The organism is Pedobacter frigiditerrae, assembly GCF_004331645.1.
GTDB classification, from domain to species: domain Bacteria; phylum Bacteroidota; class Bacteroidia; order Sphingobacteriales; family Sphingobacteriaceae; genus Pedobacter; species Pedobacter frigiditerrae.
This window is the reverse complement of the sequence record NZ_SJSK01000001.1, coordinates 1,312,749-1,338,387: the sequence shown is the minus strand read 5'-3', so window position 1 is coordinate 1,338,387 and position 25,639 is coordinate 1,312,749. Positions and strand designations below refer to the sequence as shown.

The following is a 25,639-nucleotide window of genomic DNA, read 5'->3' as shown; positions in this document are numbered from 1 at the left end:
TTTTACATCTTCCCTTTTACATTTTCTAGTATCTTTGAATATGACGAATATTGCTGAGGAATTTTTGGAAAAAGCTGATGAAAAGGCATTTGATTTACCACATCGTAAAACTATAAACCATAACATTGGAAAATATAATGTAGCGGTTGAAAGAGGTTTATCAAAATTCGAAAATCTAGAAGCATCAAAAAGAAAGGCACACGTTACTAAATGGCGTGTAATGGAGAATTTAGATAAGTTTTTACCTGAATTTGAATCTAACTTTCAAAAGCGTGGAGGAAAGGTAATTTGGGCGAATGATGTTGAAGAAGCTCAAAAAGAAATCCTAAATATCATCCAAAAAAATGGTGGCAAAACTGTTATCAAATCTAAATCTATGACAACAGAAGAAATTCATATCAATGAGTTTCTAGAACAGCATGGGATTGAATCTTTAGAGAGTGATTTAGGTGAATACATTGTGCAATTGTTAGGTCAAAAACCTTATCACATTGTAACTCCAGCAATGCATTTAAGCAAGGAAGAAATTGCACAATTGTTTCATGAAAAATTTGGAACACCGATAGATGCAACACCACCACAATTAGTTCAAAAAGCAAGAGAATTACTAAGAGAGAAATACCTTAAAGCTGACATTGGCATATCTGGAGGGAATTTTTTAATTGCAGATACTGGAAGTATTGCATTAACAGAGAACGAAGGAAATGCTCGTTTATGCACTACTTTTCCTAAAATTCATATCGCTATTGTTGGCATTGAAAAGGTGATTCCATCCATAGCAGATTTAGATTTATTTTGGCCATTATTAGCTAGCCACGGAACTGGGCAAAACTTAACGGTTTATAATAGCATTTTAACAGGCCCAAGGCAAGCAAATGAAACAGATGGTCCAGAGGAAATGTATGTTATCCTTTTAGATAATGGCAGAACCAATCTGTTAGCTCAAAAAGAACAAAGACAAGCACTTTATTGCATCCGTTGCGGAGCTTGTTTAAATGCCTGTCCGGTTTATAAAAACATAGGCGGTCACACTTATAACACAACTTATAGCGGTCCGATTGGCTCTATCATCACTCCACATTTTAAAGGAATGAAGGAATTTAAGCATTTGAGTTACGCTTCTAGCTTATGCGGAAAATGTTCTGAAGTTTGCCCTGTTAAGATTGATATCCATAAAATGTTGCTCCTTAATAGAAGAGATGCAGCTGCTGAACATATCAATACCAAAAAAGAAGATATTGGTTGGAATCTATGGAAAAAAGGAATGAAAAAACGTTCGCTGATGGATATGGTTGGTGGCAAAATGAAAAATTTCTTCCTTAAAAAATTCTTTAAAAAAAGTTGGGGGAAATATCGTGATATGCCAGAAATAGCTGCTCAATCTTTCTCTAAACAATGGGAAGAAAAACAGAAGAATAGTGCTGAGTCTTAAGTCCAAAGTCTTGAGTAAATTCAATCTATATACTTTATACTAACTACTATCTACTAACCTATGCAGTTCGACAGAAAAGATAAAGATGATGCAAGCCTTTTAAAGCTTTATAAAACGTTGCTTTATCCCAGGATGGTAGAAGAAAAGATGCTTATTCTTTTGCGTCAAGGTAGAATTGGGAAATGGTTTTCTGGAATTGGTCAAGAAGCTATCGCCGTTGGCAGTACTTTAGCCATGCAGAGCGATGAATATATCTTACCAATGCACCGTAATTTGGGTGTGTTCACCAGTAGGCATATTCCACTTAAAAAGCTGATGGCACAATGGCAAGGGAAAATCTCAGGCTTTACAAAAGGCCGTGATCGCTCTTTCCATTTTGGTACGCAAGATTATAAAATCATTGGCATGATTTCGCATTTAGGTCCGCAAATGGCATTAGCAAATGGGATTGCACTTGCAGATTTAATAGCAAACAGAAAAAATGCAACCTTAGTTTTTACAGGAGAAGGCGCTACCAGCGAAGGGGATTTTCACGAAGCCATAAATGTGGCATCTGTATGGAATTTACCAGTTATCTTTTTGATAGAGAACAATGGTTATGGCTTATCAACCCCTATTAATGAGCAATTTAACTGCAAGCATTTAGTAGATAGAGCAATTGGTTATGGTATTGAAGGCATTCAATTGGATGGGAATAACATCCTCGAAGTTTATGATAAATTAACTGAGGTTGCTAGATGCATCAGAGAAAATCCGCGACCAGTATTAATAGAATGTTTAACCTTCAGAATGCGTGGCCATGAAGAAGCATCAGGCACCAAATATGTTCCACAGCATTTGTTTGACGCCTGGGAACAAAAAGACCCTGTTAAAAACTTCGAAAAGTTTTTACTAACCGAAGATATTTTAAATGATGATTTAATTGCCAGCATTAAAAGTGGATTTAAAACCGATATTGAACAAGAGGTTGAATCAGCTTTTAACGAGCAAGAGCCCACAGTAGATGATGCAACAGAGTTGAATGACATGTATGCGCCTTATGTTTACAGAGAAACCCCTCCAAGCGAAACCAAAACCGAAAAAAGATATTTAGATGCCATAACTGAGGGTTTACGGGAAGGGATGCAACGCCATGATAACTTAGTGATCATGGGACAAGATATTGCAGAATATGGTGGTGCATTTAAAATAACTGATGGTTTTGTAGCGCAATTTGGTAAGGCAAGGGTACGGAACACGCCTATTTGCGAATCGGCAATTGTTGGTGCCGGGTTGGGCCTTTCAATTAACGGTCATAAAGCCGTGGTAGAAATGCAATTTGCAGATTTTGTAACCTGTGGCTTTAATCAGATTGTAAATAACCTGGCAAAGACACATTACCGCTGGGGCGAAAAGGCAGATGTAGTTATCCGTATGCCAACAGGTGCAGGCACTGGAGCAGGACCATTTCACTCGCAAAGCAATGAAGCATGGTTTACCAAAACGCCAGGTTTAAAAGTTGTTTACCCTGCTTTTCCTTATGATGCAAAAGGATTGTTAATTGCGGCGATTGAAGATCCAAATCCGGTTATTTATTTTGAACATAAATATTTATACCGCAACTTAAGCGGATTGGTTCCAGATGGCTACTATACGGTAGAAATTGGTAAAGCAAATGTATTAAAACAAGGTGAACAGTTAAGCATCATCACCTATGGTTTAGGTGTACATTGGGCGCTTGAATATTTAAATAACCATCAAGAAATTTCTGCCACATTGGTGGATTTAGTGAGCTTACAGCCTTGGGACAAAGATGCAGTTACCAAAGCTGTTAAGGCAACTGGAAGAGTAATCATTTTACATGAAGATACTTTAAGCTCTGGTTTTGGAGCAGAACTATCTGCCTGGATTTCAGAAAATTGTTTTGAATATTTAGATGCTCCTGTTATGCGTTGTGCAAGTTTAGACACAGCCATACCAATGAGTAAAGTATTGGAAGATAGTTTTTTAGCTAAAAGTAGGTTGGCAGAAACTGTAAGCAAATTATTGGCTTTCTAAATTCATTGGCACGATAATAGCCTTATCATAAATAAGATACCTAATTTATGAAAGCGCTATGAAATTGTATACTTTTCTAATCCTACTTGCTGTTTTTAGCACAATTACTGGTTGTAATCAGTTCAAGTCCGATCATCCACAAGCAGAAATTAATGATCAATATACAACAGACCTAACTGCTAATTCAATTTTACACTACGCAGATTCGATAAATAAAAATCTAAACAGTTACACAAAAGCCATCAGTTTAGTTTATATGCTTGGCGATTTATCGTTTTATGTAGAAAAATATACATCGTTTGATAAACCAGTATTATTAGTAGAACACGCTTACAATGGTGGTGTTAGCAATAGTTTAAAGAAATATTATTTTAGAAACGATAGCTTGATTTTAGAAGAGGTAAAAAATCAATTGGCAAATGATGATGGCTCGATATTTAAAGATTCACGCACCTATTTAAGAAGCAATACTGTCTTTAAGGTAGAAAATAGAACAGCTTCGGCAGGTGGCGAAATTAAATCATTACCTTTTTTAGATGTTCCATTAAGCGCTAATAAAACCACTGATAAAACTCTACTAGACAATGTAAAAACACTAAATGATGTGATTAACAGGGTAGACAGATTTGATGTCGTTTTTGAAAGCATAACCACATTCCCAGACTCGAGATATATAGTTTTGAGAAGTAAAATTCAGAACAGTTATACTGCAAGCATCTTGGTTCAAGAAAAAGATGCTTTTATAGATAGTTTATTAAATGATCCAATGATTTTTAAAGACGAGAAGTTGAATTTTAATTGGACAATAAAAGATAAGGAAGCTGTTTACGTACCAGTTGCTAATAATACCTCGGCAAGCGGATTGAAAAGATAGATATTTCCATTATCTAGACACTCACATCTGTAACGTTTTCTAATCCGCTCTCCTTTCTTGAATTTCCTTCCGTCTTTCAAGACGAATATAGCGTGAATAGGGAGCTCCTCTATTCTTGTTGTCGACAAATGTGTGTCGTATTTTTTCAAAGCCCTTGCAAGAGTTAGATCAGTACAACTTGAAGCTGTTGGATTATTTAAATAATTGGTAATGGTTTGATGGATATCCGGAGGAAAAACTTCTATCTCAAAAAATGGATTCATCATCCTCTTAAAATTAGTCTTCCACTCTGTACCGTGAGGTTTAGCTTTATTTTTATGGTCGTTCCAAGTTAGTAAATGTGCAAACTCGTGTACTGTTGTTACTAGAAAAGCATACTGGTTTAAATCGTTATTAACTGAAATTTTATGCCCTTTGTCTTTAAATGGGTGTCGATAATCGCCTAGTTTAGTAGAACGATTTTTAGAAATTCTAAATTCACACTGAAAGTAATCAATCCATTTGGCAATGATAGGGGCTGCAGGTGCAGGCATATATTGTGCTAATACGTTAACCTTATCCATTTATTTTAAGAGGATTGAATATAATTTTTAAAAATAAACAAAATTCAAAAATAGATTGTCATGCTAATTGCGTTTTGTAATTTATTCAGCCACAGATTTGCAGATTAGATTTTATATCTATAGCATTAGGATACCCAATCATATTGGTATGGATGCTCGATGGAAATACTTTTAATAAAATCATGCATTTTGCGATAATTGGGGGGGGGAGGGGAACTGTGATTTGCTTACTCGAAGGATACAGCGGAAATACTTTTTTGCCTAAAAAGGCGCAGCCAAGGCAAAAAAGATTGAAGCGCATAGCCACGATCCTTGCGTAGCTTGGGGCACGCCCAATTAAGTTACTTTATTTTATGGCTACTTCAAGGAGGAAATTGCTTCACTGCGTTCGCACAATGACCAAAAGATAGACATACTATTTTAAAAATTGATAGGCGATTAAAGCCGCCACATAAGCCATTGCTGTCATGTAAACCAGTTGAATAACTGGCCATTTCCAAGATTTGGTTTCGCGATAAACAACTGCAACAGTACTCATACACTGCATGGCAAATGCATAAAAGAACATAATTGAAATACCTGTAGCAAACGTATAAACTGGTAAACCGGTTTTACTATTTATTGAAGATAGCATACGTTCTCGAATTGTTGATGTGTCTTCGTCGCCACCATCTACACTATAGATTGTTGCCATTGTACCAACAAAAGCTTCTCTTGCTGCAAACGAAGTTATCAAGGCGATACCAATCTTCCAATCGTAACCCAAAGGCCTAATCGCTGGCTCTATCCAGTGCCCAAGAATACCTACATACGAGTTTTCTAGTTTTTCACTATTGATTAAAACGTTAACGTGTTCAGTGTTTTTTGTTGTATCAGTCAATGCTGATGCATATTTCTTTTCGATGTTTTCAAAACGATCTCCAGGTCCGAAAGATGCCATTACCCACAGCACAATAGAAATCGCAATGATTACCTTACCCGCTTCAAAAACAAAAGTTTTTGATTTTTCATAAACAGTAAGAAATACATTTTTCCATCTTGGCATGCGATAAACTGGCAACTCCATGATGAAATAAGATTTTTCTTTAGCCTTAATGATAAATTTCATCACCCAAGCCACAATTACAGCAGCAATAATACCAACTAAGTACATCGCCATTAAAGCTAATGCTTGTTTATTTATGATGCCAAAAACAGTTTCAGAAGGAATAATGATAGAGATAATTAAAATGTAAACCGGCAACCTTGCAGAACAACTCACCAATGGTGTAACCATAATGGTAATCATTCTATCCTTCCAGCTTTCTATATTTCTTGCTGCCATGATAGAAGGAACTGCACAGGCTAAACCGCCAATCATAGGTACTACAGATTTGCCGCTTAAACCAACCTTACTCATCATTTTATCCATCATAAAAGTAACCCTAGACATATAGCCTGTATCTTCTAGGATAGAAATGAATGCAAATAAAATAGCGATTTGAGGCACAAAAATAACAATACCGCCCAAACCTGCTACAACTCCATCAAGTAATAAACTGGTCAATAAACCTTCTGGTAAATGTTGATGCCCAAATTCAGTAATCCATCCAAATGAGCCTTCAATCCAATCCATCGGATAAGTAGCCCATGAAAAGATGGCATTAAAAATGACGAAAAGAATTAAAATAAATATAGCGAAACCCCAAACTTTATGAGTTAAAATAGAATCTAGTTTATCGGTAATTTTAAATTTCTTTTCTGCTCCAGTATCAAAAACAATATCTGTTAAAACAGTACTTAAGTATCTATATCTAGCAACTGTTTCTGCTCCTTGCAATTTAGAAGATTGGAAATGATGTGCTTTTTCAATTGCTTCAATCTCTTCTTGTTCAGTTTCCGTAAAAAATGCCAAATGCTCATGTTGGTGTAGAACCTGTAAAGCATAATAATCATTTTCGGTTTTTATTTTTTCCTTTACTTCAGCTATAGCTTCTGGGGCAAATGGTTTAACATCTACTCCATTTATTTGTGTACTTATTGCTGTAGTATGAGAAATTGCTTTTTTTAATGCATCAAGACCATCGTTTTTTCTCGCAGACATAGCTACGACTTGAATGCCTAATCGTTCAGAAAGTTTATTAACGTTAATGTGTATTCCTTCTTTTCTTGCTAAATCGGTCATATTTAGCACTAATAACATTGGCAAGCCCAAATCTGCTACTTGAGAACACAATAAAAGATTACGACGAAGATTTGTCGCATCTACAACCATTATAATAACATCTGGATAGCTTGAGTTATTTTTATCGGCTAAAACCTGAAATACGATACTTTCATCTTTACTTTTAGGGTATAAGCTGTAAGTTCCAGGCAGATCAATGATCTCAGCATTTTGTGTAGACGAAACCTTGCAATAGCCTACTTTTTTATCGACAGTTATTCCAGGGAAGTTTCCAATTTTTTGATTTAACCCAGTTAACAGATTAAAGAGGGTAGATTTTCCGGTATTTGGATTACCAACTAATGCAACTTTAATATCGGCCAATTTATTACTGAATTATAATTACAGATGCTTCACTTTTACGTAAACAGAGTTGATATCCCGCAACGCGGATAGCTATTGGATCGCCAAGGGGGGCAAAGCGTTCTACTTCCACAACTTCACCAGGAAGACAGCCCATCTCCATTAACTTTACAGACATTTCTAAATCTGTAAACGCGACGATTGTACCTTGTTCTCCTGGGTTTAACTGTGAAAGTTTCATACTTTAAATATAGCGCAATTTACCCTTTATTTATATTAAATACAAATAAGGTAAGAACTAAGTTTAAATAAAAAGGGTTGCAATCTAATTGATTGCAACCCTTTTTATGAAATATTTGAATGGCTTACATTCCGCCCATCCTCATACCACCCATGCCTTGTCTTTGGCCGCCACCTTGACCACCCATACCGACACCAGCAATTTTGCTTAACGCGAAAGTAAGTGAGAACATATAATAGCGTTTTAATACATTATAATTTAAATCCTGAATTGTATTTGCTCCGCCATTACGCTCAACACCAGTATTTTGATTTAATAAATCGTTCACAGAGGCTTTAAATGTAAGTCTATTGAATTGACGACTAACATAGGCATTTATCAATGTATAATCAGTATCGAAACCAGCACCACGTCCTGTTAACTTATTATAAGTTAAATCTGATTGAATGCGGATATTACCAGGAAGCAGATAACTGATATCGATGTTTGGAGATAACGTGTAATATTTTGTATTGCTATTTACATTTACAGAATACCTATCCCGGTTAATTGTACCTGAGATACCCGCAATTAGATCAAGCTTATCTAAATTTGAAACAAGCTTATAACCATTAGTAATAGAATAACTCTTAGTAATATTCTCTAGCGTTCCAGAAAACCCTGTCGTTTTTGAATAACCACCTCTTAAATCAATTTGAAAATTCAATTTATTTCCTTTAATAATCGGTTGGCTTACAGATCCAAAAACATTCGCACTAAAATTACCGTCTACGTTTACACTTTTCTGCTCAATCTTTCCATAATCTTCTGGTCTAGCTGGATCTTGAACTACAACTGATTGTGTTGAAAATGCATTGAACTGTTGATTAATGAAAGCTCCAATAAACAATGAACGATAGCTTGCAAAATCAAAATTATTATAGAATATATTTAAACTGTTAGTAAATGATGGTTTTAAATCTGGGTTACCGATCGGTAGAGTTGTCGTGTTGGTATTATCTAATATTGGTGCAATCTGACTTATCGACGGTTGAGCGGTACGCCCATTATAATTAATTCTTAAACGTTTGCTATTGCTAAAGTTATACCTAAACTGTGCAGACGGTGTTAGGTTTACGAAGCTACGATCGAAAGTATCATTATTTGTAACATCATATCTTTTCTGATCTATATTTTGAACAGCCAAACCTATCTGCCAATTGTATTTTTTCTGCGTTTTATTAAAACTGAAACCAATGGCGTTGGTATATGCCGTGTTTTCAAAATTATTACTGAACTTGGCATTAATTAAATCATACTGTTGAGTAATTGGGTTAAAATCATAAACGCCTTTCTCTTGGTTATCAAAAGAATAAACATTTTGATAATTTAATTCCAAACTCAAGGTTTTATTTAATGGTTCAGTGTAAACCAATCTTGCAGTATTTGATATTGACCTAGCATCTTGGTCATTTAATTGATCTCTATTTACTACCGAAGGGTTTCCATTTACCGATGTGTTTTCAGAGAACTTATTGAAGTTATTGCCATCACTATCATTAAAATTTGTATTGATATTTAAAGATAAAGTACGACCTCTACGTTGAAATTTCTTCCTTAATAACAAGTTATTGCTTAATGTAGGAGCTTTAGAGTTAGTTATATATGTCTGACTACCAACAGTATTATTATTTAAAACTTGTCTATTGTACAAGGTTAAACTATTCCCGTTATTTTCTGCATAAGCAATATTTGGTTGCCATCTAAGTGAAATTGATGAATCTATCTTTGTATCTAAAGTTGCGTTGAATACATGATTTAACCGTTCAGTTGTACTTTCTAAATCTGAAGAATTTGTCGTGGTAATATCGCCTAATAAATTTCTAGTTAAACTCGTTTGATCATTAAATAATGATGTTTTATTGAATCTGTAACTGGCATTAAAGGTCGTTCCACTTTTATAAACATCAGCATAGTTGAAGCCCGCCATATTGGTAGTTGTTATACCTTTTTGAGGACCGCCACCTCCACCGCCAAATCTCATTCCGCCGCCACCACCAATTCCACCGCCAAAATTTTGTTTATTAACATTGTTAAACTGACCAATTAGCGACATTTGTTCACTTTCATTGAACCTTGAAACACTTAGATTAACATCGTATCTATCATTGGTTCCGTATCCTACAGTATTATTACCTACAAACCCCTTGTTTTTAACACCATTTTTTGTAGTAATATTGATGATCTTCTCACGATTACCATCATCTACTCCAGAAAATTTAGATTGATCAGACATGTCATCAATAATCTGAATTTTATCAACCATATCAGCAGGCAAGTTTCTTGTAGCCATCAGTGGATCAGTACCCATAAAATCTTTACCATCCACTTTTACTCTTTTGATGGTTTCTCCTTGCGTGGTAACAGTGCCATCTTTAGCTACCTCTACACCAGGTAGTTTTTTCAATACATCTTCTACTACTGCATTTTCTTTTACTTTAATAGTTTTAGCGTCAAACTCTAAAGTATCTTTTTTAACTACCACCGGAGGAATTTCACCTTGAATGGTAACACCTTTTAAGGTTACACCTGTATCCTCCATTGTTAAGTTTCCAAAGTTTTTTGAAGGGGCAGCTGCAGTTATCTCAAATTCTTGGTTAATAGATTTTAAGCCTATATAAACTACATATAATTTATATTTACCTGGAGCCAAGCCACTAACGGTAAAAGTCCCTGTTTGTGTTGTGTTTGTGCCTCCAACGGTAACTGAATCGCTAAGGCGTTTAACTGCAACAGAAGCGTAATCAACTGGAGATTTATCTTTACCATTCAATACCTTGCCAGTTGCCGACCCAGTATTTTGGGCAGCAGCCGTATAGCTAATGAATAGTAGGGCAACAATTATTGTTCTTTGTAAAAAATTCTTCATTTCGGTTTTATAATATTTTGTAAAGTTACCTATCAGACTACGGATAGCCAGAAAAGTTTGTTAATGAGCATTAAAAAGAGGGTAACAATTTAAATACAACTAACTTTATCGTTACAGTTGTATATAATTAAGGATTTACTTCAAAAATTGGAAAAGCTAATTAATAGGCTCTAGAATGGCTTCTAGGCATTTTTGGGCAGTTGCAAGAAGGTTTAAATAAGCTACAAGAGCTTAAACAAAAAGCCAGTAATAAAATTAATAAACCACTAAACCTTTTCATTGTAATTAGATAAATGTAATAATATATAACTAAAGACTCCCATTAATGCCCCGAGCATATCACAACCAAAATCCCACCATTCGGCAGATCTATAAGTGAAAACTTTCCATTGCAATAACTCTATACCCCCGCCAATTATTGCATTAATTAGAATTACTTTAAAGATTGTGAGCGAGCGGAAGCTAAAATTATGTTGGTATTTAATCTTTCCATAGAACAACAAGATTGTTAAAACATAGAAAAAACCCAAATGTGTCATTTTATCAAAGCCAGTAAAAAAGATATCTAGATCATTACTCTCTGGCATTTGAATATTACAAAGTATTAAAATAACGATAGTCCAAATAATTGACCATATTTGATATCTTAATACTTTGTAATTCTTTTTCAACTATGCGCCAACTAAAGTTTTATAATCATCTGCGCTTAATAAGCCTTCAAGCTCACTATCGTTAGAAATAGTAATTTTAATAATCCAGCCATTTCCATAAGGATCAGAGTTAACTAACTCAGGACTGTTATTTAAATCATCATTAACTGCCAAAATAGTTCCAGTAACTGGCATATATAAGTCCGATACAGTTTTTACCGCTTCAATGGTTCCGAAAACTTCTTCTTTACTTACTTCAGTACCTACCGAGTTGATATCAACATAAACAATATCACCTAGTTCACGTTGTGCAAAATCAGTAATACCAATTGTTGCCTCGTTGCCAGAAATGCTAACCCATTCGTGATCTTTTGTGTATTTTAATTCTGATGGAAAGTTCATTGTATTTATTTTTAATTTTTATGTTTTTGCTTTATTAAATCAGCCAGCAAAACTAGCTTACCTCAAAGGTAGTTATTATACCCATTTATAACAATTACTAATTAAGGGTTACGCGTAAGCTGAATCCGAAACTACTAAATGAAGTATTAAATGATTGAGAAGTATAAGGTTTAGTAATATTAGAATCGTAAAATAGCTTAACGTTAAACCTCTGATTTAAAACGTAATCGATACTTGGTCTAAGTGTTATATTCTTAGCACCAGATGAAACCTCAGCTTCTGCTATATCAGCTCTGTAAATAACTGTTTTATTATCTCTCACTGCAACATCTAGTTTGAAATCCATATTATTGTCCATTTTTAGCTGACTGAACCAACCAAATGGAAACCTAAACTTAGTTGTACGATAACCTAAACCGAACACCAAGTTATTCTCAGACAATTGTGCCAATTGAGCATTTGATAGGCTCAAAGCCATGATTCTAGTTTTATTGATCTCGAAATTGGCAGTTAAATTATTTTTTAACCTCGTATCAATTCCTATTAGTGGTGCAAATTGTTCTGAGATACTTACTTGAGCAAATTGATACAATGGCAAGAAGTTCTGAGTAACATCTCTTGTACTTACATAACCATTGGTTTCTTGATATTTTAACAAACTATTGAAACCATTAACACTATAGGTAGAACGATAGCCATGCCTTAAACTTAGCTCTGTAAACCTATCTGCAACGAACGGGATTTTTGATAAACCACCATAAGCAATTCTCCAGTTTGGCAAAGGAATTTTAGGCAAGCTACTTAAACTAGCATTACCAGCATTTTTACCTGTATATGCTGCAATGAATGATGATATAATTACATCCTGCGAGTTTTTGTCATAACCATCTGCATAGCCACCAGAACTTCCATTCGAATTTGGATTTTGATCTCCTAGTCGATTAGAGATAACCTGTCTATTTGCCATAAACTGATTAAACAAGCTAGAAACTTTGCTTCCATTTTTATCTTTAAATGCTGTACCAAGGGTGATGATAGATACACTATAATCTCCCGTTGTAGTTGGGCTTAAATTTCTAAAGTTTTTAATGCTATTGTCATACCTAAAATTGGTAGAATAATTTAAGGTTCTATTTTTAGTGGCACTTAAAGTAACTTTAAAATCCTTTAACGGCTCTAATGCGCTTGTTAATTGAAAATCTTCCCTTAAGGTATTTATGTATAACTGTGTTTGTAATTCATCAGTAGTTAGCCAGCCATTTAGCAATGCTCTTTCTCTAATATCTTCTTGACTGCCAAATACGAAACCTAATCCTGGCGCTCCTGTTTTATCAATACCAAAATATTTTGTTTTAGGTAAATAACCTGGGATGAATGTACCTTTTGTTTGTGTAAAAGCTACGTTTACATTTCTAATACTGGTTAATAAACCTATTAGTACATCACTAAATTTTTTAACAGTATCTGCACTATTTGCACTTCGTTTAATAAAGCCAAATTTATTATAAAGGCTCGTTAAATTTAAGGTCGGGTTTACCTGAATTGTTCTTGAATTTTGAATGGTATTACCTAGATTAATACTCGGGTCTCTCAAAGTTGATAATGGCTCTGTTTGCCAGTTGAAATTTGTACCATAAGTTGTTGCAACTGTAATCCAATCAAACCCAGGAATTTTATTAATCGGTAAAGTATATCTAATGTTTAAGTTATGGCTATAATCTGTTGTGCGACCTAATGTTTTTAAGTTTTGCCAAAGCGTATCTCTTTTTAGGCCATTAATTCTTCCTTCAGGCTCATCGATAATTGAATAGTTGGTGGCATCAAAATCAAGGCTTAATGAATTGGTTAAATCCCACGCAATCCCGTAAATCCTCGACACCAAAAAGTTCTTATTGAAAGTGGTATTGATAGGAATATAATTATTTGGGTCATTATTCCTCAATGTGTTTTCAGCGTAAAAACGATCAACATCTACTCTAAAATTAATGGATTTTGGCATCAATGTAAAATTGAAATCCTTCAATAATTTAAGCGTATTAGACTTTATAATCTTATCAAATGGCTGATAACTTCTTGGAGAACCAGAATAATTATAACCTAAAGAAGCCTTATAAGTACGCTGTACACTCGTTTCATTAATAAAATCGCGATGAGCAAATTTGGTTTGCGCATAAGTAACATTAAAGTTTTCAATATCCCAAAGTTTCGTTTTTGTATCTTCTGGAGCTCTCTCCTTACGCACATTGGTAAAGTTAATGCTGCTTCTGGTAGTATAATCTTGAGCAAAATTTAAAATAGAATCTTTCTGAGCTCTATTTGCACCATTTAAAGCATTTTTTAGCTCGATATCTGGAGTGCGAGGATCAAATTGTGGTGTTAAGATTTGTTTAGAGTAACTAATGTACATTGGGATTTTAATTCCAGTTTTTTGAGGTAAAAACTTACCTAATTCGATACTTGATGAAACATCAAAAAATTCATTATCAGTTCGGTTTCGCTCACTTACCTTTTTTTCCAACGAACCAAAGCCTATGGTAGATTTACTTCCTGAAATATTTAAATCAGCAAAGTCTGCTAATTTTGCATTCATTCTAGCCGTTGCTGCCCAACCACCTCGCTCATCGAACTCCGTTAATCGAAGCTCGTTAAACCATACTTGTGCAGATTTAGGCAATCCATCATCGCCAGCTGGCGAAGCGAGGTTACGTAAAGGGTTTTTTAAACCTAACATATAAACCCTAACTTTACTCATGTCTGGCTGTCCTTTTACAATAATAGTGTTTCTACCATCGCTATATGTAAATGGAACATTGATCGGCCAAGGTAAACCTCCAGTTGTGCGGGCATTATTTCTGGCAGTTTTTGCTTTTTGAAATAACTCTAACTGTATATCCATTTTGTTTTGATCCGGCCAAATGACATAAGGATCACTTGTTCCTGGCTGAGTAACTTTTAATGGTTGGTTATATTCGTAGTAGTTATCCTGATTATCAGTTCCGATACGTAAAAACGCACTCAGATCATTATCGGAAATGGTTACTTCACCTACTGTTTCCAAGTGAATGTACATTTCTAAACGTTTGTAAGACCTAAAATCGTTAATTGCAGTTTTAAAAGCTGCCCTACCATAACCATCTTTTAAGTCTTTAATAATAACCGCTAGCGATTGTTCATTCTGGCGAGTATCTCCCCTGTAGTTACTGAAATCACGCTCGCGTTCAATTCCAGGAGGAATAACATAAGGTATGGGCGAACGCTTTCCATTTTCTTCTATATTTACGGTAGCCACTTCAATTGTAGATCCATCTGGTGGTGCTGGTAAAAGTGATGGATCTGCAATTACGTTTATGGCTTGGTTTTTAGCATTGTATTGGCGCCATTCGCCTCTAACCAATTGTACTTTTGCAAATCTTAATACAGCTGTATCAGCAAAGTTGGTCATAAACATTCTAATAAACCTTATAGATTTAAAATCTTGAATACCGCCTACTTTTTGTTGATATTGAGCTAATGGAATGCGAATTTGGTACCAAGTTGCATTTTGCGTTTGTCCACTGGCTAATTTTACCTGAGAAACAACCTTGTCTGTTACAAAATTCTGCCCCACCTCTAAATCTCCAGGGCGCATAGAAATTTTGTACTGAAAATACTCATCAGACTGCGTCATGTTATTATCTCTATTAATATCCTCACCATCTGGCAAAGAAGTAGAAGCAGAGTTTTCAATACCTAACTCATCTCTAGATTGTTGCGATGTTTTAGAATTGCCCTCTGGTCCGTTATAATTTTGATATCTTCTTAAGACACCAGCATTAATGTTATCTAAATTGCTTCCTCTGAAATAGCCATAATCATCAGACGATGGATCATTATCAAATGCCGAAGCAGCATCAGGGTTTAATTGCGCTTTAATTTGTGCTATTTGTGCTGCAAATTTTACTTTTTCATTTGCGTTTGATAATCCGTCTAAACCCACATCCTGTGCTTTCCTAGCTGCTGGTTCATTATCAAATGCTTGTACTACAGGTTGCAGTTTTGATACACGACCCCAATTCGTTTCGTCATATTTAGTTACATCCTCATTGGCTGGCAAGCCATTTTCTAAAGCTTTTCTTCCATCTTTTAAAAGATCTTCAGAAATATTTCCAATGTTAAAATACAAATCTCCACCTTGTGATGCAGGCTTATACATAAACGGGTCCATCACCCAAAGCTCTATATATTCGATATTATTTGCTTCGAAATCATTTACATCTATTCGTCTAGAAATACCAGCCCAACGAGCTTTGGGATTACTTAAAAAGCCATTGGCAGCAAAACCAGTTGGTGTATAATTATATGGCCCACGCAACATTGGATAATAAGCCAAATCTAATGTTGGGAGCCTAATCGATTGCCCTGTACTTGTTTCTTTAAACGGGAAAACTTCTTGTTCAATTATTTCTCTCACATAGTGATTAGACAACTCTGTTCTGTTGTTTTTTAAACTAGAAGGAAGATCTGATGAACCTGTAGTATAGAATGTTGGGTCAATATTATAGAAGGCTAATTTTGCCCTATTGTAACCATAAGCTAAATTATCTACAAGCTGAGATTCTGGAAAAAACTGTGGTGTAGATGAGATTTGCCAAGGCACAGAACTTTTTAAATCTATAATTGAACGAGAAGCCTCAAAATCATCTAGGTAACTTGCTCCACCTTTGTCACCACCAGAATTAATTGCGCTTGGATGTCCAGGAATTAGTTGAGCATACTCGCCAGAAAATGAAATACTTGATGGCGCTTTAGTAGAGATGAAAGGGATTTTATCAACCAATTTTGTTAAAAACCTAGAAGGAGAACTATAGTTCATATCTAAACCCCATATGGTGTTGGAGATAGGTTCTTCTCTGTAATTAACTTTCTGTGTAAGCGGTTTTTCACTAAGGTGCATTAATGTTCCGCCAAAAGTTAATTTATTATTTACATGATAGTCGAACCGTGTTCCAAAAAGGGATTTCTGCTGTAAACCAAATAGCTCATTGTTTTCTGTGGTAATTCTAATCGGCTGACCGGAGATCAAAACAGCAGTATTTATAATTCTAACCCTACCGCCTTGATAATCTACTGTATAATCTGAACCCTCAATTAAAGGAATTGTACCTGCAAAAACTTTAACAGAACCTTCTGTAACATTAATTGAATTTAATGAAAATTCTGATGAGATTTCTGATTGATAATTACCTTTTATGATATATAAATCCTTATTACTAAATAACTGTTGCGCCACAACTTTTGTAGAATCATACAATTGAGGGAACGTATACTTATCAGCTAAAACTTGTTCGCCAGGTAAACTAAATTTAGCTGCTAAATCGTTTCCAAATGGCTCTAATAATGGAAAAATAATTCGACCATTTAAGGGGTCGATAGTTACATAACCATTATTGGTATTGTTAATTAAAGGACCAACACCAGAACCTGAAGTCCCAGGAAAATTACTTTGAGAAGTATTCTGTTGTGCTAACTGACTAAGTGTAAACGGTTTATTTTCCGCTTCAAAATCAAAAATCCCATCTGGTTTTTTTTCCTTTTGCTGGTTTAATTGATCTAAATTGGTTAAAGAGATGTATTGCTTTAGTGATGTTCTTGAGCCTTCTCTAATTAAAGGCATTTCTATACCTGTTTTGTCATCAATTCTAAAAATGTCTAGTTTAAAGTTCTGAGGACTAATTTGGTATCCGCCGATGGCGTAAATATTTTTCATCATCAAATCCCAAGTTGGCAAATTGGTTTTGATGGTCTCATTCTTTAACAATTTGGTATATAAAACCTTTGGCGTTGCCTGATCAAAGGCAACATCGGTTGAAAATTCACCAACCTGATATTCAATTCCATTATAAGTATAGCGATAAGAAACTGCTAAAACCTCATCGGCATTTAGTGGGTTATTTAATGAGATATACCCTAATTGAGGCTGAAAATTGTATTCTCTTTCATTTAACTTTCTTGCGTAGGTTAATTTTGCGAAATTATCTGTTGCCCCATTTGCAGCAAAATAAGAAATTACACTATTGCTATTTGTATTTCTGGCATCCGCTGGAAGATTTGCCAATAAATTATTAGACTGTGTTGGAAAATTTGGATTTGTAAAAGCCGAAGGCAAAACTGAGGCTCCACCAGCCACTTGTGCTGTATTGTATGGAGCATTTTCACCCATATCTAAAAATGCCAAAACATCTCTAGAATCTTGCGTATTACCTGTTTTATTGGTTATCCAAACCTCAATTTTGGTTACTAAAATACCTGATAAAATAGTTGGAGGATTTGCTAATGCCCTATTATAATTATCTCTAAAATATTTAGCCAAAAAATAATGTTTGTTAGCCTCATAATCACTACCTGTTATTCTGTATTCATTTTGCTGTGCCCCATTATTAATCTGCAATTCTTTTGATTGTGATTTTTGCTGTGAGAATACAGCAGATACATCTAGCTTGCCAAATTGTAATTGTGTTTTAACACCAAATAATGATTGAGTACCATTGATCAATGAGCTATTTAAAGGTAAACTAACATTACCCGCTTCAATTTTTTTGATGATATCATCTTTACCACCTGTATAATCTAACTTAATCTGGTTTTCAAAATCAAACTGGGCTTCGGTATTATAGTTCATCTTGATTTTCATCTTCGTACCAATGTTACCAATAACATCCATTTGTATACGCTGATTAAAATCGAAATTGCTCTGTACTCGTTGCCTCTCGTTAAACAACGGATTTTCGTTTTTATTGATCCGACCTAAAAAAGTAAGTTCTGCATCTCCACGTGGCTGAATATCAATAGTTGTACCTCCAAAGATTTTTTCAAAAACTCGACTATTGATTTTTACAGGTGGTATTATGCCTGTCTTTCTTACCTCAGCAACTTCTGCATTAGATAAATCACGCCAATTCTGACGTTTCATTTCGCTATTGACCAATCTTAAATACTGGTCTATAGTTAAATATTGTGGAGCGGAATAAGTTCGATCTCCAATTTTCTCAACAATGATATAACGCTTGTTTAACGCATCATAGGTAACTTCCCTATTAATGTTTGATGGCAAGGTTAAAAAAGGATTGGCATAATTTCTTAAACCAAGACTTTGTTTCTCCTTTGGGTTGAATGAATTTTTGAGCGAATCTGTTCCTGCTCTTACCTGCATAACCTGAGAAAAGGCGTTAATTCCAGCAAGAGAGAAAAGTAAGAATACAAGGAGAGTAAGTTTGTTTCTCAATCGCAGTTAATTAATTATAAATTCCTCAAAGCTGTTTTGATCATTTGTTCTACTGTTAAATCGTGATCGCTTTTTTTAACAGCAATATCTATCGCCTTTTCTGCAACTTGTTTGCCAAAACCAAGCATAATTAATGCAGATAACGCTTCATCCTTTATTGTATTATGCAGCGGCATAGAAATTAACGAATCTGGACCCTCCTTCTTCAATTTATCTTGTAGCTCCAATACAATTCTTTGAGCAGATTTTGCCCCAATTCCCTTAATTCGCTGTATCAATGCCACATCAGCATTTATAATTGCTGCTTGTATTTCTGATGGCGTTATTGAAGATAACATCATCCTGCAAGTTGCTGCCCCTATACCAGAAACTGATATCAGGTGTAAAAACAACCTCCTCTCACCTTCCTCTGCAAAACCATATAAGGTATGCGAATCTTCTTTTACCTGTAGCCAGGTATAAATTTTACACCGCTCTGCATTACCAATTGCAGAATAAGTATTAAGCGATATATTGATGTGATAACCAACACCTCCAGCTTCAACCACAACATAAGTTGGGCACTTAAATGTTAATTTCCCATCAATATACGCGTACATAAATATCTTATTTCTTTACTATTTTATTTAATAAACCTCTTTTTTTAGTAGCATTTGCTACCTCTTCTTTTCCCTGCACATCTAATACTGCAATAGTAACCATATTTACTATTTCTCTAACAGAACTTCCTAACTGAACAATATGAACAGGTTTTTTCAATCCTAATAAAATTGGGCCAACAGCTTCTGCCCCACCTAATTCTTGTAAAAGTTTGTAGGCTATGTTACCTGATTCCAAGTTAGGAAAAACTAATGTATTTGCAGGTGCATCTGCTAAACGACTGAATGGAAAATTTTCTTTTAATAAAGAGTTATTGATAGCGAAGTTTCCTTGCATATCTCCATCAACCACAACATTTGGGTGTTTATCATGCAAAACTTTTACTGCCTTACGAACTTTATCAGGAATAATACCCTCATTAGAACCGAAATTAGAGTAAGATAACATCGCAATACGAGGCTGGATATTAAATTTCCTAACTGATTTATCTAATAGTAAGGTTAAGTCTACCAACTCTTCTGCAGTTGGATCAACGTTAACAGTAGTATCTCCAAAAAACACAGGGCCTTTTTGCGTCATCATCATGTACATTCCTGCAACACGATTCACACCTTCCTCAGTTCCAATAATCTGTAACGCAGGTTTAATGGTAGAAACATAGTTTTTGGTTAGACCAGAAATCATTGCGTCAGCCTCACCAAACTCAACCATAGCAGCACCAAAGTAATTCCTGTCACGCATAAACTTGGTAGCTTCGTATAAACTTACGCCTTTACGTTGGCGTTTGTTATACAAAAACTCAGCATATTTCTTGCTTCTTTCAGGTTCTAAAGCCGGTTCGATTATTTGTACACCTTCCAAATCCAAGGCATTTTCATCTATTAACTGCTGAATAACTTCTTTATTTCCTAAAAGGATAGGAATAGCAATGTTATCATCTTTAACAATTTGTGCAGCTTTTAGAATTTTATAATTATCAGCCTCTGCAAATACCACACGTTTTGGTGCCGATTTGGCTTTGTTTGTTAAGGCACGCATAATTGCATCATCCATACCCAAACGGCGCTTTAGTTCTTCAGCATAGGCATCCCAATCGGTAATGGTTTTACGTGCAACGCCAGATTCAATTGCAGCTTTAGCAACCGCCATTGAAACATTTGTCATTAAACGGAAATCCATCGGTTTTGGAATAATATATTCTTTACCAAATTTAATATTACGTTCGTTGTAAGCCATATTTACAGCCTCTGGAACTGTTTTTCTAGCCAATTCTGCAATGGCACGAACAGCAGCAATTTTCATTGCCTCATTAATACTGGTTGCCCTAACATCTAAAGCTCCCCTAAAAATATATGGGAAACCCAACACGTTGTTAACCTGGTTTGGGTAATCTGAACGGCCAGTTGCCATAATAATATCCTTACGAGCACTAATTGCTAAATCGTAAGCAATTTCTGGATTGGGGTTAGCCATTGCAAAAACGATTGGGTTTTTAGCCATTGATTTTAGCATCTCAACCGTAACACAATCTGCAGAAGAAAGACCAATAAACACATCAGAATCTTTCATGGCTTCGGCCAAAGTATTTAAGTTTCTACTGGTAGCAAACTCCTTTTTTATATCATCCAAAACTGCTCTATCAGCACGGATAACACCATTTCTATCGCACATTACAATGTTTTCTTTTTTAGCTCCTAAAGAAACATATAATCGAGAACAAGAAATTGCCGCTGCACCAGCACCATTAACTACAATTTTAACCTTATCAATTTTTTTCTTTTGTAAATCGCAAGCATTTAATAAAGCAGCTGCAGAAATAATTGCAGTTCCATGTTGATCGTCATGCATTACCGGAATGTTCATTTCCTCCTTTAAGCGACGCTCAATTTCAAAACATTCTGGTGCTTTAATATCTTCTAAGTTTACACCACCAAATGTTGGCTCTAAAGCTTTAACGATTTTTACAAAATCATCAACATTTTTTGTATCTAGTTCTAAATCGAAAACATCAATGTCAGCAAAGATTTTAAACAACAAACCTTTACCTTCCATTACTGGCTTACCTGCTTCTGGACCAATATCACCTAGCCCTAAAACAGCGGTACCGTTACTAATTACAGCTACCAAATTACCTTTGGCAGTATATTTATATACATCTTCTGTATTTTCTGCAATTTTTAAACAAGGCTCTGCCACACCTGGCGAATAAGCCAGCGTTAAATCTCTTTGTGAAGAATATGGTTTGGTAGGTACAACTTGGATTTTTCCTGGTCGCCCTTGCGAGTGGTAATCTAGTGCGTCTTGTTTTCTATTGGTCTTACTCATAATATACTATTTGTAACAGGCAAAGTTACAATTATTTTCGTAGGGTATCTATGAATTTTTAAGGATTAGAAAAGCAAAATCGAAGCATCAATTTGCGGATAGCCCTGACCCAAAGGGTTTCTTTTTTGGAGCTTTAGGTCACAAGGGCTCCCAATAAAGAATAGGAATTTCGACCTTTTCACTTCCATCAGGTTTAAATAACAAAGGATTGTGTTCCAAAGGAACTCCCTTGGTGTAAGATAAACAATTCTACACTTCAAATTAAGCACTAGAGAACTAAACCGTTTGTTAACAAAAGTTAAAAATTAAACCTTATACTTCTTACCCACTTAATATTTACTTCACATTGCGCCAATACTTTTGCGCTGTTCAATTGAGGGTGAACATTCACGAAGCTAAACATTACTAAAAAAAGTATGATTTGATATTAATTAAGGAAACTCGATTCTGAAGCAGAATCGGTTTCCTCCAGCAGTAAAATGGATTGAGGCCCCATACTGCTGAACCCAGCAACCATAATTATTAATCACTAAGTATTCAAAAATATGAAAATAAATTTACTAGAGCTACGCAGAGCTTTTTTTATAACGCTAATTCTTTGCACCCAAATCTCATTCATTTTTATTACCCAACAAGTTCATGCTACAAGTTACATAAAGTACAACATAGCAGATATCGGAAAAATAACAGGGAAAGTAATTGATGAAAATGGACTCCCTTTTCCTGGCGCTACCATTAAAATTGTACAAACCAATCAAATTCTACAAAGTAATGCAGATGGTAGTTTCTCTTTTAGTTTACAACCTGGAACATATACATTAAACATCACTTTTCTTTCTTATCAATTGCAAGTAATCGATAACGTAATTGTTAAATCTGGCGAAACCACTAATCAAACTATTAAAATGGTTCCAGATCAAAAATCATTAAGTGAGGTTGTGGTGGTTGGATATGGCACCCAGAAAAAAGAAAATTTAACTGGGGCGGTAGATCAGGTAACTTCAAAAGCTTTAGAAAACAGACCCATTACCAACTTAACTCAAGGTTTACAAGGCGCATTACCAAATCTTAACTTAAAGATGATGGATGGTCGACCAACACAATCTCCAAGTTATAACATTAGGGGTACAACTTCAATTGGTCAAGGCGGTAATGCTCTGGTTTTAATTGATGGTGTTGAAGGCGACCCAAGCTTACTAAATCCAAATGATGTAGAAACAGTAACTATGCTAAAGGATGCTGCTGCTGCTTCAATTTACGGCGCAAGAGCGGTTTTTGGTGTAATATTAATAACTACAAAAAAACCAGCGGGAGGCAAAACAACTATTAACTATTCTACAAATTACGCCACCAAAAGCCCATTGCAAGTGCCAGATTTTGTTACAGATGGTTATACTTGGGCAAAAATGTTTGCAGAAGCATTTGTAAACGGCGATGGAGCTTTTCCTCAAAATGCAAACAAGTCTCAAAAATTCTCTCAGGCCTACTTAAACGAATTTAAAAGAAGAGCAGAATCGGGCCAGCCATATAATCAAGTGGAAGTAGACCCAGCCACAGGAGAATATACTTATTATGGAAGTACTGATTTTTATGAACAGTTGTACAAGAAAAATACAGGTGCAAACGAACATAATCTTTCTTTAACGGGTAGCGGAGAAAAAATTTCTTACTTGGTTTCTGGCAGATATCAAAAGCAAGCTGGTTTGTTTAGGTACAATTCTGATGACTACAGTATGAAAAACTTTAGGGCTAGGGGCGCTATTCAATTGCTTCCTTGGTTAAAGTTAGATAACAACGCAGATTTCTCTGTAATGAACTACCATAACCCTTTAAGTGTTGGTGAAGGTGGCGGTGTTTGGAGAAATATTGCCGATGAGGCACACCCAACATCTGTAATGTTTAATCCAGATGGCTCTTTGTCAATGTCAGCAGCTTACGGCCCTGGCGATTACTTTTATGGAAAAAGTGGTTCTGATACCAAAAGACAGGTTTTTAGAAATACAACCTCATTATCTTCTAGTTTCTTAAAAAACAAGCTTAGTGTTAATGGTGATTTCACCTTCCGAATAACGAATAATGATGTTGAACAAAAAAGAGTACAACTTCCATACAGTAATTCAAAAGGGATTATATCTTATTTAGGTACAACTACAAACGATCTCTTATTTGACAAAAGAGAAACTCAATACATTGCCAACAATCTTTATGCAGCTTATGAAGATACATTCTCCAAAGCACATTATTTCAAATTAATGGCTGGTTATAACTATGAAGAATCTACTTATAAGCGTTTAGCAGCACAAAGAAACGGTATCATTTTCGAAGATGCGACAGATTTGAATCTAGCATTAGGCCAAGCAATTACAACTGGTGGAGGGTATGAAAAGTGGAACGTGTTTGGTGGATTTTCTAGATTAAACTATGTATTTAAGGACAGGTATTTATTAGAAGTAAATGCAAGGTATGATGGTTCATCTAAATTTCCATCAGATCAGAGGTTTGGCTTTTTCCCTTCAGTTTCTGCCGGATGGAGAATTGCTGGAGAACCATTTTGGAAAGTTTCACCAAAATTCATTTCTGATTTAAAAATAAGAGGTTCATACGGCTCACTTGGAAATGGTAATATTGGCTCGTATTTATTCCAAGAAAACTTTTCTATCTCTCAATCTGGTGTGATTTTGGGTGGCGTAAAACCTCAACGTACTAGTCAACCTGGTGTTTTACCTGATGGTTTAACTTGGGAAACATCTACCACAAGCAACATTGGCTTAGATATTTCTATGTTTGCTAACCGTTTAACATTTACGGGAGATGCTTACATTCGTAATACAACAGATATGTTTACAGTAGGTTTAACTGCACCTGCCGTATTTGGGGCAACTGTACCAAAAGGTAACTATGCAGATTTACGCACAAAAGGTTGGGAAGTTAGCTTAACTTGGAGAGACAAGATTAATACCCAAAAACCGCTTAATTACAGTGTGAGGTTAACAGTTGCCGATAACACATCTAAAATAACCAAGTACAACAATCCTGACAAGTTACTATCTGACTATTACGTTGGGCAAACTATTGGAGAAATTTGGGGATACACCACAGAAGGGTTTTTTATTGATCAAGCTGATATAGACTCTCATGCTAAACAAAGTCCACAAATGAGGGCATCGCCAACAAACATTTGGTATCCTGGAGATATCAAATTGCAAGACATAAATAATGATGGTTTTATCAACGTAGGTAAAAACACTGTTAATGATCCTGGGGATAGAAAAATTATTGGCAATGCAGCCCCTAGATACACTTATGGAGTTAGCATTGGTGCAGACTGGAATAACTTTTTCTTCTCTGCGTTTTTTCAAGGTGTAGCTCAACAAGATTGGTACCCAAGTACAGAAACAGAATTTTTCTGGGGCCAATATAACCGCCCATACAATAACATACCTACTTTCCATTTAGGTAACATGTGGACGCCAGAAAACACAAATGCCTATTTCCCAAGAACAATGTCTCGTGCGGCTTCATCTAATACAAATAGAACTTTAGGGGTTGCACAAACAAAGTACTTACAAAATGTAGCTTACATCAGAATGAAGAACATTCAAGTGGGATATAATTTACCTGCAAAATGGGTATCAAAAATTAAAGCTAGTAGCGCAAAAATTTACTTCTCGGGAGAAAATCTATTTACCTATTCTCCTCTTTATAAAATAACCAAAACACTTGATGTGGAGAACACAGTGCCATCAGATCAAGGTTTTAACGCCGGCTCTACAAATGGGGATGGATATAACTATCCTTTGTTAAAAAGTTATTCACTTGGTTTAAACTTAACCTTTTAAT

Annotated in this window: 13 protein-coding genes; 4 read left to right on the top strand and 9 right to left on the bottom strand. The window is 35.3% G+C overall.

Annotated features, from left to right (window positions below):
- The first annotated feature begins 40 nt into the window (after positions 1 to 40).
- Genes EZ428_RS05695 through EZ428_RS05685 form a run of 3 tightly spaced genes read left to right on the top strand, consistent with a single transcriptional unit; the run spans position 41 to position 4,343 of the window.
- The gene (locus EZ428_RS05695; protein ID WP_131552131.1) at positions 41 to 1,432 is read left to right on the top strand and encodes a LutB/LldF family L-lactate oxidation iron-sulfur protein; all 1,392 of its coding nucleotides are present in this window, start codon (positions 41 to 43) and stop codon (positions 1,430 to 1,432) included.
- Positions 1,433 to 1,492: 60 nt separating this feature from the next.
- Positions 1,493 to 3,469, top strand: a complete 1,977-nt coding sequence (locus EZ428_RS05690) for an alpha-ketoacid dehydrogenase subunit alpha/beta (RefSeq protein ID WP_131552130.1) — start codon at positions 1,493 to 1,495, stop codon at positions 3,467 to 3,469.
- A 58-nt stretch (positions 3,470 to 3,527) separates the two neighbouring features.
- Positions 3,528 to 4,343, top strand: a complete 816-nt coding sequence (locus tag EZ428_RS05685) for a hypothetical protein (RefSeq protein WP_131552129.1) — start codon at positions 3,528 to 3,530, stop codon at positions 4,341 to 4,343.
- Here EZ428_RS05685 and EZ428_RS05680 read toward each other — a convergent pair.
- The 9 genes from EZ428_RS05680 to EZ428_RS05640 all read right to left on the bottom strand — a co-directional run bounded on the left by EZ428_RS05680 (position 4,295) and on the right by EZ428_RS05640 (position 21,799).
- Complete coding sequence (locus EZ428_RS05680; protein WP_131552128.1) at positions 4,295 to 4,906, bottom strand: SprT-like domain-containing protein; 612 nt, start codon at positions 4,904 to 4,906, stop codon at positions 4,295 to 4,297. The two genes, EZ428_RS05685 and EZ428_RS05680, sit on opposite strands and share 49 nt — an antisense overlap.
- Positions 4,907 to 5,321: 415 nt before the next feature.
- Complete coding sequence (gene feoB, locus EZ428_RS05675) at positions 5,322 to 7,424, bottom strand: ferrous iron transport protein B (RefSeq protein WP_131552468.1); 2,103 nt, start codon at positions 7,422 to 7,424, stop codon at positions 5,322 to 5,324.
- Between the two features lie 13 nt (positions 7,425 to 7,437).
- On the bottom strand, positions 7,438 to 7,653 hold the full coding sequence (locus tag EZ428_RS05670) for a FeoA family protein (RefSeq protein ID WP_131552127.1): 216 nt from the start codon (positions 7,651 to 7,653) through the stop codon (positions 7,438 to 7,440).
- Positions 7,654 to 7,777: 124 nt separating this feature from the next.
- Positions 7,778 to 10,561, bottom strand: coding sequence for an outer membrane beta-barrel family protein (locus tag EZ428_RS05665; RefSeq protein ID WP_131552126.1), 2,784 nt, complete (start codon positions 10,559 to 10,561; stop codon positions 7,778 to 7,780).
- A 266-nt stretch (positions 10,562 to 10,827) separates the two neighbouring features.
- A complete protein-coding gene (locus EZ428_RS05660; RefSeq protein WP_131552125.1) occupies positions 10,828 to 11,232 on the bottom strand; it encodes a VanZ family protein in 405 nt (134 codons plus the stop codon).
- Positions 11,233 to 11,613, bottom strand: a complete 381-nt coding sequence (gene gcvH, locus EZ428_RS05655; RefSeq protein ID WP_131552124.1) for a glycine cleavage system protein GcvH — start codon at positions 11,611 to 11,613, stop codon at positions 11,233 to 11,235.
- Positions 11,614 to 11,710: 97 nt separating this feature from the next.
- Entirely contained in the window at positions 11,711 to 18,874 is a 7,164-nt protein-coding gene (gene sov / locus EZ428_RS05650; RefSeq protein WP_225871001.1) for a T9SS outer membrane translocon Sov/SprA, read from the bottom strand.
- Between the two features lie 14 nt (positions 18,875 to 18,888).
- Positions 18,889 to 19,473 carry a Holliday junction branch migration protein RuvA gene (ruvA, locus tag EZ428_RS05645; protein ID WP_131552123.1) on the bottom strand — a complete coding sequence of 195 codons (585 nt, stop codon included), beginning with the start codon at positions 19,471 to 19,473 and terminating at the stop codon, positions 18,889 to 18,891.
- Between the two features lie 7 nt (positions 19,474 to 19,480).
- Complete coding sequence (locus EZ428_RS05640) at positions 19,481 to 21,799, bottom strand: NADP-dependent malic enzyme (RefSeq protein ID WP_131552122.1); 2,319 nt, start codon at positions 21,797 to 21,799, stop codon at positions 19,481 to 19,483.
- A gap of 545 nt (positions 21,800 to 22,344) precedes the next feature.
- Between EZ428_RS05640 and EZ428_RS05635 the strand changes: the two genes are divergently transcribed.
- Positions 22,345 to 25,638 (top strand): SusC/RagA family TonB-linked outer membrane protein, encoded by a 3,294-nt coding sequence (locus EZ428_RS05635; protein ID WP_131552121.1) that lies wholly within the window; start codon positions 22,345 to 22,347, stop codon positions 25,636 to 25,638.
- The last annotated feature ends 1 nt before the right edge of the window (position 25,639 follow it).

Coding starts and splice junctions, on each gene's coding strand:
- EZ428_RS05695 (WP_131552131.1), top strand. CDS start 41: ATGACGAATATTGCTGAGGAATTTTTGGAAAAAGCTGATGAAAAGGCA.
- EZ428_RS05690 (WP_131552130.1), top strand. CDS start 1,493: ATGCAGTTCGACAGAAAAGATAAAGATGATGCAAGCCTTTTAAAGCTT.
- EZ428_RS05685 (WP_131552129.1), top strand. CDS start 3,528: ATGAAATTGTATACTTTTCTAATCCTACTTGCTGTTTTTAGCACAATT.
- EZ428_RS05680 (WP_131552128.1), bottom strand. CDS start 4,906: ATGGATAAGGTTAACGTATTAGCACAATATATGCCTGCACCTGCAGCC.
- EZ428_RS05670 (WP_131552127.1), bottom strand. CDS start 7,653: ATGAAACTTTCACAGTTAAACCCAGGAGAACAAGGTACAATCGTCGCG.
- EZ428_RS05665 (WP_131552126.1), bottom strand. CDS start 10,561: ATGAAGAATTTTTTACAAAGAACAATAATTGTTGCCCTACTATTCATT.
- gcvH (WP_131552124.1), bottom strand. CDS start 11,613: ATGAACTTTCCATCAGAATTAAAATACACAAAAGATCACGAATGGGTT.
- ruvA (WP_131552123.1), bottom strand. CDS start 19,473: ATGTACGCGTATATTGATGGGAAATTAACATTTAAGTGCCCAACTTAT.
- EZ428_RS05640 (WP_131552122.1), bottom strand. CDS start 21,799: ATGAGTAAGACCAATAGAAAACAAGACGCACTAGATTACCACTCGCAA.
- EZ428_RS05635 (WP_131552121.1), top strand. CDS start 22,345: ATGAAAATAAATTTACTAGAGCTACGCAGAGCTTTTTTTATAACGCTA.